This is a genomic window from Sporolactobacillus kofuensis (assembly GCF_024125425.1).
Classification (GTDB): Bacteria; Bacillota; Bacilli; order Bacillales; family Sporolactobacillaceae; genus Sporolactobacillus; species Sporolactobacillus kofuensis.
The window spans coordinates 1-12,976 of sequence record NZ_JAMXWN010000011.1 but is presented as its reverse complement, the minus strand read 5'-3'; the positions used below and the strand labels follow the sequence as shown (position 1 = coordinate 12,976).

The window sequence follows — 12,976 nt, the reverse complement described above, 5'->3', positions numbered from 1 at the left end:
CATTCATGAATACGTTTAAAATTGTTATTGCACCTGATTCTTTTAAAGAATGTCTGACTGCTCTTGAAGCTGCCCAAGCCATAAAGGAAGGCATGCAGCACGTTTGGCCAGATGCTGACTATGTACTTGTACCGATGGCAGACGGCGGTGAAGGCACTGTTCGTTCGCTTGTTGATGCCGGAGAAGGTGAACTAATTACTCAAAAAGTTACCGGTCCGCTCGGCAAACCCATCTCTGCTTTCTTCGGGCTGATCAACAACGGTTCAACCGCAGTCATTGAAATGGCAGCCGCATCCGGAATAGAACATCTCACTCCGACAGAACGGAATCCCTTAATTACAACCACTTATGGTGTCGGCGAATTAATTCGTTCTGCAATGGATCATGGGGCGAGACACCTCATTCTTGGACTCGGCGGCAGTGCCACAAATGATGGCGGTTGTGGTATGGCCCAAGCACTGGGTGCACGTTTGCTGAACAAACAAGGGCAAGAATTACCTTTTGGAGGCGCAGCGCTTGCTCAACTTGACTCCATTGATCTGTCTGCAATCGATCCGCGCCTTCATGAATTACATGTTGAAGCGGCTACCGATGTAACCAATCCACTCACCGGGCAAAAAGGAGCATCCGCTATCTACGGGCCACAAAAAGGTGCTTCGGAAGAAGAAGTCAGCCAATTGGATCATGCACTGCACAACTTTGCGACTGTTGTTCATGATCAATTTGGTGTGAATATTGAACAAATTCCAGGAGCAGGTGCTGCAGGTGGTTTGGGTGCGGGAACCCTCTTCTTTCTACAGGGCAAACTCAGCCCTGGCATTGATTTAGTCATTAAAGAATCAAAACTCGCACAAAAAGTCATTGGCGCTTCACTGGTGATTACCGGAGAAGGAAAAATTGATGGTCAAACAATCTATGGAAAGACACCGATTGGCGTCGCGAGTTGTGCGAAGCAACAAGGCATTCCTGTTATTGCTCTTGCCGGATCGCTCTCTGAGGGGTGTAACGCCGTGTTGTCCCATGGCATTGATGCACTTTTTTCAGTTGTACCCGGTGCTGTTTCTCTCGAAGATGCTTTGAAAGATGCTAAACCGAACATCGTAAGAACGGCAGCCAATATTGCGCGTGTGTGGAATCTAGGCATGCATCAAAAGTAAATGGTTCAGCCCATGTTAAAAAACGAGGCTAAGCACGGTTCTTGGCTGTCACTCTTTTGCGACTTTACTAACCAAACATGTGCTTCAGTGAAGTTGCTCCCTTTCCGCGGGCGATCCTTTAAAAAACCGGCTAGCTTCTCGCTAGCCGGTTTCTTATTGTGCTAATGAATTATTTGAGACCCCATTTGTCGCTGACATAGTCAATCCAAATTTTTTGGCCGGATTTGTTCATCGTATGTCCATCCGAACCAACCACATCTACGCGTTTGGCACCTTTCGGCCATTTCGATAGATAATTGATTTCATCAATCTTTTGCTTTTGTATGTAGGTTTTCAATTGATCAATGCGACGATTCATATACGATTGGTTCGACGAATAATTTGGTAACGATACAAAGAATGCAGCTTTCGGATATTTAATCTTGGCCTTCTCCTCGAGTAGTGAGGTGACGGTTTCGGTATCCTCGGTGCTTACATTACGGTCATCGTTATAAAGTAGTGGTGTAAAGATGATGGCGTCCGGCTGTCCATTGACGTTCTTCATCAAATCCTGTATTTTTGCTTGATTCAATGCTAAAGAATTACTCTTCGATAAATCCTGAACCGTTACTTTAAAGAAGGATGCCCCATAAACTTTATCAAATTGCTGCTGCAATAGCATTGCCAGTCCTTGAGTATTCTCACTACCAATTAAGCTAATTTGGACCTGTCCGTTTTTCTTATAGGCATTGATCGCAGCTTTCTGCAAACCGCTAGGCAGCTTCTTTATCTTCTTCATCACCAAAGAATCGGAAGAATCACTGCTTTCGGCGTTCAAGCCGGACAGTTCATCTTGCGATTGAATTGCTGAAGATGCTCTCACCTGATTCAACCGGTGATTCCAGTACAGTTTACCTCCGATCACACTCAACAGACAAAGCAGTATGACCATAATCAGCCAGAATTTTTTCACTCCGCTCACCCTTAACTTTATATCATCATGAAATATTTTTCTTTCTCTTTCACTTAATATATCTGTTTGAGGAACCTGATGCAATCATCGTCAATGCAGAATCTACTCATTCAACCACAATTCAATTAGAATCGGCTGTTTTGTTCTCTCTCAATACAACAATATTCACGCGCCGGTTCTTCGCCTTATTTTCAGGTGAATCATTCTTAACAATCGGATGATACTCGCCATAACCAACAAAGTGCATGCGCTTTGGTGACAGACCATCTTTTTTTATCAAGTAATCCATGACATTCTGTGCTCTGAGTCCCGACAGTTCCCAGTTCGAATGAATTTTTGAATGTTTGTCAAGATATGGAGTGTTATCTGTATGTCCCTCAACGCTTACATCATTTGGAACGCTGTTCAAAATAGTTCCGATTCTTCCAAGAATAGATTTTGCATTCCCTTTTAGGTTTGCTTTACCGATGTCAAAAAGGATTTTTTCACGAAAGGTCAACTGAACCCCTCTTGTTGTTTCAACAAGCGAAACGTCCGGGTTAAGATGGTTTTCTTTTATGTATTTATCCAACTGGACATACAATGCATCCAATTTCTTGGCATCTTTCTTTTTTTCTTGATTACTTACCGGATCTGATTTTTTCACAACAGGTATTGTCGGTTTTGTCTGTCCTTTATCGGTACTTGGATACCCCATCCCCTGAAGGATCGAATCCCCTTGAAACGAGGATTTTAACGAAGACACTAAGGCATTAAATTTCTGATTTTCAATTGAACTCATCGAATACATGACGATAAAAAAAACAAGTAAAAGCGTGATTAAGTCGGAATATGTAACAAGCCATCTCTCAGAATTATGACTTGATTCCTCCGGTCTTGAATAGCGTTTCTTACGTGGTCTACTCATGATTGGCCAACTTCTTGGTATACATTACCAGCGTTTGTTTCACCGCCGTGATTATTCGCAAGCCGTTCCTCTACTCTTTGCGATTCTTCATTCGTTAAAAAAGCATAGAGCTTCTTCTTTAGAATCATCGTGCTTTCACCGTATTGAATCGACAAAATGCCTTCGGTTTTCAACTGACGAATCATTACATCGCTAGCAAGATTATTCCGTATCTTTGTATAGATGGGCAGATAGATGACGTTGGCACTTCCGACACCATATAAAGTAGCGATAAAGGCAACGGCAATTGCCGGACCAAGAGCCGCGGTATTCTCCAAGCTACCAAGAACGTGAACCAGCCCCATGACAGTCCCGATGATGCCCATCGTCGGAGCATAGCCACCGGCAGATTCAAAAATCCGGCCAATCGAAAGAATTTTCTGCTCATAGAGTTCGATATCACGATTCAATATATCATCAATAACATCCGAATCGACGCCGTCGACAATCATTTGAATTCCATTGGACATAAATGAATCCTCTTTAAAATTCTGCTGCTCACCTTCCAAAGCAAGCAGCCCTTCTCGTCGTGAAATATTGGCGAGATCGATTAGGTGGACAATCGTATCGATCGGACGTTCTTTTGGCTTAACAAAGGCATATTTTAAAATAAAAGGAATCTTTGCCAATGTCTTTCCCGGAAAACTGACAATAACAGCGCCAATTGTTCCCCCGAACACAATTAAAAAAGCAGTAATCTTTAATAGAGCGACAAGTTCGCCGCCTTCCAACAAGAATCCGACCACTAAGGAAAGTAATCCGACTAACAAGCCGATGACTGTTGCAACATCCATGTACGTCAACCCTTTCAGCTCTAGTACTTTTCTATTCTTTTTATCGGCTTTTTTACGAAAAAATAAAGCGAATATCGAGAATCCATCAATTGTCCCACAATTCGCCTCATAAAGTAAGGTCTATTCTCCTATTTACAATTTCTTAATTCTCGAAAATGTTTCATTAACTTAATGTTAATGTTAGAAAATCTATCATTTAAATGATAAATTTCACTTTTGTTTTTGGAAAACACTTGATACAATGAAACTTGTAATAATATGTCAGATTATTGTACGTACTGTTGATCATTTATTCCTATTTGTTTTGGGATTTCGTATCCCATCTTGTTATTAAATGCTGAGCACGAATGCTTTCCATTTCTACTTGGAAACTATCGAACGGGAGTGAATGGCTCTAATGCCAAAAGTTATAACAGTTGAAAACTTGAAGGACGGAACCATTCTTGCAAAAGACATCTATATTAATTCTTCTGTGCTCTATCGATCCGGCATGCTGATCACAGCTGAATTAGTCACAACATTGAAAAACATAGGGGTTACTTCTGTTACCATTTATGATGCACCGGTCGCCCCTTTTCAAAATACATATACGCCTGTTTCGCGAATGACTGCCCACGAGCGAAAAGAATTAACCTCCCGATTCCAGACTGAAATGGCACAAATCGCCAATGAACTTCGTTATGGGCGCATTCTTCACTCAGAATCTTCCTATAAATGGCTGCAATCGCTCTATCTCCGTTATTATTCGAACGCAACCGTTCGCTTGCTTCTTGATAGTCTAAAGCAATGGGATCCAGTCTGCTATATTCATTCACTTGATGTATTTGTATTGACTAGCCTATTTTTTCGGCATAACCACTGGAAAACAAATGATGATTTTATACTTGGCTGTTTGCTTCATGATATTGGCAAGTTATACACACCAACGGATATCTTATTAAAAAAAGGAAAACTCAGCCAGCGGGAATACTGCAAGATCACACGTCATACTGTGGACGGATACCAACTTCTCAAAAACATGCATTTTCCAAATGAAACATGTAGAGTGGTTCGTGCACATCATGAACGGATGAATGGTAGTGGTTATCCTGATCATCTCTATGTAGAAAAGGATGATCAACATCTTAAACTCATGATGATTGTCGATGTCTACTCTGCACTGACTTTAAATCGTTCTTATCGGAAACCAATGTATGCGACTAAAGCGATGCAAATTATTCTAAATGACAGCGTTCGCAATTATTTGTTTGATTTACAAACTTGCTATTCATTCATTAACTTTATTCATATCTTTCCGCCAGCTACGCATGTGCGATTAACGACAGGAGAAGAAGGGGTTATTCTTACCAATCCTGCAGGATCTGACATTCTGCCTCGAGTAAAATTAACAAATAGCAACGTCATTCAACTACCTAGTGACCTTTCACTGACCGTAGAGACGATTACGAGCTGGGACAGCAGCGATATGGTGAAGCAAGCAAGGCAAACCTGGACAGACTACATCAATTATCTAATTGACGGAAATAGTGTAAAGGCTGTTGATTGTCTTGATGCACTCTCAGACGGCATGCGTATCGAAGATGTCTTTATCAAATTATTTGAACGCTCATTGGATGAGATTCAAGAAGGTCTGACGATGGAACGCTTCATCACTGCCGATTACCTGATTGCGACAATGACCATTTTAAGACTCTTGAGTTGGAAGATGTTAAGCCTATCCCACCAGCTTTCTCATTTTGATCTTGGTGAAGTTGTCATCGCCAATCTTGATTCTTTCAACGGTTTGACACGAACAAAGTTGGTAGACGACTTATTCACCATTAGTGGGTGGAAAACCAACTTCTTGGCTGAAACCGGTGAGCTGAGTGTCGTTCGAGAACTTCTATTGCGGAAAAAAGCCAATTACTTAGCCGTTTCATTTTCAAAACGTACATCTGCTTCCGCAGTTTCCAACTTACTGACAAATTTAGCCCGCGATTTTCCTAATTTGACTGTTTTTGTTCACGGATGTCAAGCCGATCTTGTGAAGAAATCAGTGATAAAAAAGTTATTTGTCAGCACAAATCTAAGTGAATTGATTAAAAATATGAAACAGTTCTTTGCCGGCGAAGTACGTGTATAATTCGATTCTATTTAAAAGAATCAGATAAAGATTTCTTTAGTTTTTACAAGTCATACATTTGATTATTGTAACAAACGGGCACCTGATTGCCATCAGGTGCCCGTTTTAATTGATCCACTTATATTATACTTAATTGTTTAATTGTTGCTCGATCATGTCATGCACTCTTTGCTTCTCAGCAGCACCGACCACAAGATAGTACAGGCCATTGATATTCTGGCCTTGTCCCTTAACTTCATAGTTGATCGTGTGTTTGCGAGCATCTCGATAATTAAATGCCAAATTTTTCATATCATCAAAGGTCAGGTTCGTCTTCACATTGCTCCCGAGCGCATTAAGAATTTGTGTGTAGCGGGAAACTGAGGATATGTTCGCCATTTTATTGATGATTGCCATAATGACGTCACGTTGTCTTTGGTTACGTCCAAAATCTCCTTGCGGATCCAAGTGGCGCATCCGTACATAGCCCATTGCTTTTGCACCGGTATCCAAATTGATCTCTCCGCGTGCATAGTGATAGCCCTTCTTATAATAGCCTTCATCATACCAGTCGAGTTTATTATTTACAGTTACACCGCCGACTGCGTCAACAAGATCACGCATGCCTTCCATGTTGATTTTAACGTAAAAATCAAATGGAATGTCACCAACAAAATTTTTCACGGTATTTTCTGCCATCTGAGTACCGCCAAACGCATAGGCTGCATTGATTTTGTCGACGGTTCCATGACCGATAATCTCTGTTCGTGTATCACGAGGAATCGAAATCATTTGCATCGTTTTCGTCTTCGGGTTCAAAGTCGTCGCGATGATGGTATCCGAACGTCCGCGATCTCCTTTTCTTTCATCCACACCAAGTAACAGCAAACTGATTGGCTTCTTCTGAGAAACGGCATCGTGGTTTCCTTTGCCACCGGAAGTCTCGTACATATTACCAGCAGTTGAAGCGACCGAATGGTACATCCACCAAAAGTAGCCAGTACCTGCCGCAACAAGGACGACAATGATGCTTCCGATCGTCAGTAAAATCTTTTTTTTCATAGTCTCTTCCCTTTTCCTATATAGTCATCATTAATTTATGGACATTACTTAAGAGATCATATCATGTCCATCATAAGTTGTGAATAGTTTCCAATTAATGGAAACACTAGTCAACTTCTGAAAAATAATTTTCGCTTCATTAATCATATATAAGGGGTTCGTCTAAAAATAATTTCAAAGGTTCTAAGAAAACCGGGTATGCTTGGTCCTTATGCAATGCCCAATTTTGTTGACGCTCCGCTTGCTCGTATCAACTAGGACAGCCGAGGGTGATCCGTAACCCTCCTCTAACAACCAGTAATCTGTGGGGTTTCACTTGGCTCTCGTCAACGGTCCCGCAGGAATATCGCACCTACGCATCTTGTTCATAACCTCTTGCTTTAAAAGCATAGACTTATACGTTCTTTTCTCAAAATGAAAAAGGCGCAACAGAATAAATCTGTTGCGCCTTCCATTTGTTCATTTGCTCTTAGCAAATTAGTCAACGACTTCGATCTTATCTTTGCCGCCGAATTTTTCATACCAAGGAGTTGCATTTTCAGCAAGAATTGCGTTAAGTTCTTCAACGTTCTTTCTACCTTGTGATTGAAGCCATTCAACAGCGCCTTTTTCTCCGCCCTTGCCGTAAGCTTCAACGCCGTCACGCCATGTTGCACGGCCACAAAGAACGCCATTATATTTAGCGCCTGCATCATGTGCAAACACAAGTGTCTTCTGGAACAATTCAGTGGAAACACCTGCACTCAGCCAGATGTAAGGAATTGTTGTCAGTTTGTCAACTTCGAGGAAGTAGTTCTTAGCTTCTTCAGCTGTGTAAACAGGAGCGTTTTCGCCAACGCCTTCTACACGGCTCATGTCAACTGGAACTTCAAGTTTGAGGACGTCAATGCCATAGCGTTCCTGTGTGAAGATCTTGATAGAATCAAGAACCTTTTGAGGTTTAACTTTAGCATATTCTTCTTTGTCCGTAATTTTTTCATCGTAAGTAACGATTTCGAAGAACAGCGGAATATCTTCTGCTTTACATTCAGAACCGATACGTTCTACGAATGCTTTCTTCACATCATTGATTTCATCTGGTTCATCCGGATCAAAGTAAACGAGCAGTTTAACAGCAGTACCGCCGTTTTCTTTAATGCGTTTTACTGACCAGTTTGGAAGAAGGTCAGGAATACGGCCAGGTTCTGTAGCATCATAACCTGTTTTTTCATAAGAAGTCAGCAAACCGCAAGATGCTGCGCGTGCTTTGCCGGCAGGAATACCATATTCAGGGTCAAGCAGAATGGCGCTTGCGTATGGAGTCAGTTCTCTTGATACGAGCGTTTTGAAATCTGAAAGTTCTTGAATAGATGCGTCAGAGCCCTTAGCAGCACCGATCATTCTCTTCAAAGAACCACGTTGGTCGATTGCCAATGCAGCGATAACACCATTCTTGTCAGACAGTTGTTCAAGAAATTCGAACTTGCCTTTAGACATTTTAACCATTATCTATACCTCCAGGATATTATTGGACAATTAATGTCCCTTACTATAAGTAAACGAAAAATACCCGTCACGCTATCAATTAAGCGGACAATCGTTTTTATCTCACAAGCTTCATTTTACGTCATTTTCTGCCATAAAGTCAATTTCACAAATTCAATAATCCTGTGAACAATATTTTGATTGTGCCCATATTTTCAGTCGAACATTAAATTAAACAAAAAATGTTTGATAAAGAAGGAAGACATTCAAGCAGATAACAATCATTGCGATGCCCCATGCGGTTAAAGTTGTCCCTTTGCGATTGACAAGTGGGCCCATAATCGTTTTTTTGCTTGTAAAGATGATCAGCGGAATGATTGCTAATGCAATCCCGAATGACAGTACAACTTGACTCATGACCAATGCTTTTGTTGCATTTGCCCCTGAAATGATCAAAATAAGCGGTGGGAGCATGGAGCAGATTCGGCGAATAAAGACCGGAATCCGTTTATGAATAAAGCCTTGCATCATGATGTCTCCTGCCAATGTACCCACTGAAGAACTAGACAGGCCGGCAGAAAGTAGACCAATGCCGAACAGAATGCCGGCGGCAGGGGCAAGATAGGTACTGAACCCGTGAAATGCTACGGATAGATCATCGATGACTTCTTTTCCAAAGAAAGTGGAACCAGCTACGGCAAGCATAATAGCATTAATCACACCGGCGATGATCATTGCGATCAAGATATCAACCAACTCAAAGCGAAAAATTTTCTTTTTTTCGCTTGCATTCCTTCCGATCACCCTGCGGCAAGTGAGACCTGAATGCATATAGATGGCATGAGGCATCACAGTTGCGCCAAGAATTCCTGCTGCAAGCAGCACACTCTCCGTACCTTGAAATTGCGGGACAAATCCATGAACGAATGGTTTAAATTGTGGTAAAGAGAAGAAAATTTCAAAGCTGAACGCAAGAACAACGATAAATACCATCATCGCAATCACCATTTCCAGTGATCGATAACCACGCACCTGAAAAGTAAGAATCAGCAGCGCACAAATTGCTGTCAAAATGGCTGCCGGAATCATTGGCATGCCAAAGACAAGATGAAATCCGAGGGCTGCACCAATAAATTCAGCAAGATCAGTTGCCATAATCATGATTTCGCCTTGAATCCAATAAAAAACAGATACACCTTTTGGCCACTGATTCCGTATGATTTCCGGCAAATTATGCTCCGTCGCAATACCGATTTTCGCAGATAACGTTTGGATCACTATTGCCATTAAGTTAGAGATCACTACTACCCATAGAAGCAAATAGCCATATTGAGAGCCTGCCTGTATATTTGTCGCGTAATTTCCGGGATCAATATAGGCAACTGCTGCGATAAACGCTGGTCCGATGAATGGCAACATCTGACGCCATCCTTTTTTTTGTCCAATTGCCTCATCAAAAGACTTAGTTTGCGGTTCAGAACCATTCCGTACTGAAGATGTGCTTTTATTCATCATCTTTTCCTCTGATAGATTCAGTCCGGTCGCCTGCGGATCTAGATCGGACATGTCTCTCCTCCTTTTTCACTCAACGAATATATGTTTCTTTAGTGAAACATCGATACCTAACATAAACCTACGATAATCTCTATTAGAATGCAACTGTTTTTTCTTTCTATCCGTTTCAGATTCGACATTTATTTCATGAATAATGAATAAAGGAGGAAAAAATCTTGAATCTCTATGCGTTTTTTTGAGGTAGACGCACCCAGCACATATAGATAAAAATAAATGCACAAAGTGCGCCATAGAGTGGGTAAAGCGTGGCAACTAAAGCACCATAGCCAATTTGGGCGATCATGAACGCACCGATGGTTAACAGAATCATAGACTTGCGAACGGTAAGTATCTTTGGAACAACACTGTGCAGTTGTCTGGACAGACCGAAGATATTGCCGACAAAGGTGGTAAGAATTTCCCCAAATATGACTGCGATAAAAGCAAGACGCATCGTTTCACCAAGCGGACGTACCAATTCCGCCATTGGTAATTCATAGAAAAAGAGATCCGACTTGCCCACCATCATAAGATGTGAAAGGAACAAGAGCAGCCCCAAACCTGCGCCGCCGAGCCAGCCACCATATTTCAGCACTTGTTCGTCCTTGAATTCCTTAGCCAATGGAACAAGCACAACGAGCGCGGTTGACAGATTAAACGCAGCATAATTTATGGCAGGAATAAACCAACTAACCGGCCCACTTTTTGTAAAATAGGGTACTCCTGCTCGATTTGCCCAGAAGGTCATCAGCACGAAGCCGATCATCAGTGGGACAACAAGAGAATTAACAAACAATAGGCCACGGACGCCTTTTAGTAAAAACATAAAGCTAATCAAAACAGCCACGAGGATACCGATCTGGCGCTCCCAACCCAATTGTTCTTGAAAGACAGCACCGCTTCCGGCAAGCATAACACCTGTAATTCCAAATATAATAAAAAACAGTAAGGACTGGATCAAAGCGCCAATCCGATCACCAAATAATGCTGATGTTAAGTCATTAAACGAATAAGCATCGATCCGCCTTGCATAGAGCATCATTTTGGTACCGATCCAAGCGATAAGCGCACCGCTTAGCAGTGAACCAATGGTACCGAATGCTTGATATTGTGTAAAAAACTGAAGGATTTCCCGTCCTGAAGCGAAACCGGCACCGATGACCGTTCCAATAAATGTTGCTGCTACTTGTAAGATACCAATCAGTTTTTTTCTCATCGGGATCGATCCTTCCTCAACAGTCACCTTTACGTAGGCATGATGATCATTTGGTTATTCTAAATTATTCTATGCGAAGCCCGTCCCCCCCATGACTTGTGTATGCTTTACAATGCACTGACGACCGTATATAATGAATGCGTAAATATGATTTTTAGAGGAAGGGGACTTGTATTATGGCTAATCACATGCAGAACGATTTAACCAATCTCATTGCTTATTGCCACCGGTCCCCTCTTCATCGAAGCATCTGAATCCAATGAAATGAAGATAAGGGACCGGAGGCCTGACACAAGGCGTCTTTTCATCTCGTGATCGAAAGACCATGCCGTGTGCATGGTCTTTTTTTGTGGCTCAAAAGTCTGTTGACTATGGAGAATTAAGTGCGCTGGTGCGAGACTCCTGCGGGAGAAAGAGCCAGAGGAGACCCCCGCTGTCTTTAAAAGTTCTACGAGAAGGGCTCCCGGATCGCCCGCGGCTGTCCTAGCTGATGCGAGCAACCCGAGCAAGGGTTAAGTTCGACACCCTTTTGAGACAGACCTTTTTATTCTCAATCTCATTACATTTGGAGGAAGACCATTTGAACTTAACAAAATATGGCTGGAATCAGCATCAAGAAAATGAACCGCTTCATCTCGATCCGAACCAAACCGTTGGTCGGATCAGCTCAGAATACAAAGGGCAGTACAAACTGGTTACTGATCATGATCAATACTTAGCTGAAATATCGGGGAAGATGCGTCATCAAGCAATCGATCGCCAGGATTTTCCTGCGGTTGGTGACTGGGTTGTCATCAGTGCGCGTCCCGATGAGAACCGAGCGACGATCCACCGCATCCTCCCTCGGTTCAGCAAATTTTCAAGAAAATCAGCAGGCGTAACAACCGTTGAGCAAATCGTTGCCGCCAACATGGATACCGTATTTCTCGTTATGGCACTCAACCATGATTTTAATAGTCGCAGACTGGAACGCTATTTAACGATGGCATGGGAAAGTGGTGCAAATCCAGTCATCGTACTTAGCAAAGCTGATCTATGCTCTGATCTTCACGTGAAAATGGCTGAAGTTGAGGACGTTGCTTTTGGCGTCCCAATTCTTCCGGTTAGCGCAGTCAAAGATTTCGGAAAAGAGCAACTAAAGACTTATTTAGGTACCGGCCAAACGGCTGTCTTCCTCGGGTCTTCAGGTGCCGGAAAATCGACATTAACCAACTGGCTTTGCGACAAAGTTGTCCAAAAAGTGAATACAGTTCGTGAAGATGATGATCGTGGCCGACACACAACCACCAATCGCGAGTTGATTGTCGTTCCTGACGGTGGTGTAATTATCGACACTCCTGGCATGAGGGAATTGCAACTTTGGACCGCTTCAGATCAGTCGCTTGACCACAGTTTTTCCGATATTGAGCAATTGGCAGCACACTGTCGATTTCATGATTGCACTCATCAAAATGAACCGGGTTGCGCTGTACAGCATGCCTTGACTGATGGCCATTTGACACAGGAGCGCTATAACAGTTATCTCAAACTGCAACGTGAGCTCGCGTTCATTAGGCGAAAAACAGATGTCCAAGAACGGCTCAAAGAAAAAGCACGCTGGAAAAAAATCCATACGGCAATGCGACGCAAGCACTGAATACTTTTTTAACGTGAACATAACAAAACCCTTTCGATTGATCGTATCGAAAGGGTTTTGTTTCATGGAACATCTTCACTTTACTTGTACTCTC

General features: G+C 42.3%; 10 protein-coding genes. 3 read left to right on the top strand and 7 right to left on the bottom strand.

Going from position 1 to position 12,976, the window contains the following annotated elements; all coding sequences use genetic code 11:
- Positions 1–5: 5 nt before the first annotated feature.
- Positions 6–1,157 carry a glycerate kinase gene (locus NIE32_RS09870; protein WP_253076727.1) on the top strand — a complete coding sequence of 384 codons (1,152 nt, stop codon included), beginning with the start codon at positions 6–8 and terminating at the stop codon, positions 1,155–1,157.
- Between the two features lie 169 nt (positions 1,158–1,326).
- Here the strand turns inward: NIE32_RS09870 and NIE32_RS09865 are convergent, their stop codons facing one another.
- The 3 genes from NIE32_RS09865 to NIE32_RS09855 all read right to left on the bottom strand — a co-directional run bounded on the left by NIE32_RS09865 (position 1,327) and on the right by NIE32_RS09855 (position 3,849).
- On the bottom strand, positions 1,327–2,109 hold the full coding sequence (locus tag NIE32_RS09865) for a hypothetical protein (RefSeq protein ID WP_253076726.1): 783 nt from the start codon (positions 2,107–2,109) through the stop codon (positions 1,327–1,329).
- A 121-nt stretch (positions 2,110–2,230) separates the two neighbouring features.
- Positions 2,231–3,016: an OmpA/MotB family protein gene (locus NIE32_RS09860; RefSeq protein ID WP_253076725.1), complete on the bottom strand. Its 786-nt coding sequence runs from the start codon at positions 3,014–3,016 to the stop codon at positions 2,231–2,233.
- Positions 3,013–3,849 (bottom strand): flagellar motor protein, encoded by an 837-nt coding sequence (locus NIE32_RS09855; protein ID WP_253076724.1) that lies wholly within the window; start codon positions 3,847–3,849, stop codon positions 3,013–3,015. Before NIE32_RS09855 ends, NIE32_RS09860 begins: the two co-directional genes overlap by 4 nt.
- Before the next feature lie 397 nt (positions 3,850–4,246).
- Here NIE32_RS09855 and NIE32_RS09850 point away from each other — a divergent pair, with 397 nt between their 5' ends.
- Entirely contained in the window at positions 4,247–5,971 is a 1,725-nt protein-coding gene (locus NIE32_RS09850) for an HD-GYP domain-containing protein (RefSeq protein WP_253076723.1), read from the top strand.
- A 129-nt stretch (positions 5,972–6,100) separates the two neighbouring features.
- Here the strand turns inward: NIE32_RS09850 and NIE32_RS09845 are convergent, their stop codons facing one another.
- From NIE32_RS09845 to NIE32_RS09830, 4 genes are all read right to left on the bottom strand, one after another.
- On the bottom strand, positions 6,101–7,012 hold the full coding sequence (locus NIE32_RS09845; protein ID WP_253076722.1) for an LCP family glycopolymer transferase: 912 nt from the start codon (positions 7,010–7,012) through the stop codon (positions 6,101–6,103).
- A 477-nt stretch (positions 7,013–7,489) separates the two neighbouring features.
- Entirely contained in the window at positions 7,490–8,497 is a 1,008-nt protein-coding gene (locus NIE32_RS09840) for a tagatose 1,6-diphosphate aldolase (protein ID WP_253076721.1), read from the bottom strand.
- Between the two features lie 210 nt (positions 8,498–8,707).
- Positions 8,708–9,991: an Nramp family divalent metal transporter gene (locus NIE32_RS09835; RefSeq protein ID WP_253076805.1), complete on the bottom strand. Its 1,284-nt coding sequence runs from the start codon at positions 9,989–9,991 to the stop codon at positions 8,708–8,710.
- Between the two features lie 223 nt (positions 9,992–10,214).
- Positions 10,215–11,246, bottom strand: a complete 1,032-nt coding sequence (locus tag NIE32_RS09830; protein WP_253076720.1) for a YkvI family membrane protein — start codon at positions 11,244–11,246, stop codon at positions 10,215–10,217.
- A 580-nt stretch (positions 11,247–11,826) separates the two neighbouring features.
- Here NIE32_RS09830 and rsgA point away from each other — a divergent pair.
- A complete protein-coding gene (gene rsgA / locus NIE32_RS09825; RefSeq protein WP_253076719.1) occupies positions 11,827–12,882 on the top strand; it encodes a ribosome small subunit-dependent GTPase A in 1,056 nt (351 codons plus the stop codon).
- The last annotated feature ends 94 nt before the right edge of the window (positions 12,883–12,976 follow it).

What these genes read in the sequence shown, in the direction of transcription:
- NIE32_RS09860 (WP_253076725.1), bottom strand. Translation starts at nt 3,016, where the DNA reads ATGAGTAGACCACGTAAGAAACGCTATTCAAGACCGGAGGAATCAAGT.
- NIE32_RS09855 (WP_253076724.1), bottom strand. Translation starts at nt 3,849, where the DNA reads ATGGATGTTGCAACAGTCATCGGCTTGTTAGTCGGATTACTTTCCTTA.
- NIE32_RS09850 (WP_253076723.1), top strand. Translation starts at nt 4,247, where the DNA reads ATGCCAAAAGTTATAACAGTTGAAAACTTGAAGGACGGAACCATTCTT.
- NIE32_RS09870 (WP_253076727.1), top strand. Translation starts at nt 6, where the DNA reads ATGAATACGTTTAAAATTGTTATTGCACCTGATTCTTTTAAAGAATGT.
- NIE32_RS09840 (WP_253076721.1), bottom strand. Translation starts at nt 8,497, where the DNA reads ATGGTTAAAATGTCTAAAGGCAAGTTCGAATTTCTTGAACAACTGTCT.
- NIE32_RS09845 (WP_253076722.1), bottom strand. Translation starts at nt 7,012, where the DNA reads ATGAAAAAAAAGATTTTACTGACGATCGGAAGCATCATTGTCGTCCTT.
- NIE32_RS09835 (WP_253076805.1), bottom strand. Translation starts at nt 9,991, where the DNA reads ATGATGAATAAAAGCACATCTTCAGTACGGAATGGTTCTGAACCGCAA.
- NIE32_RS09830 (WP_253076720.1), bottom strand. Translation starts at nt 11,246, where the DNA reads ATGAGAAAAAAACTGATTGGTATCTTACAAGTAGCAGCAACATTTATT.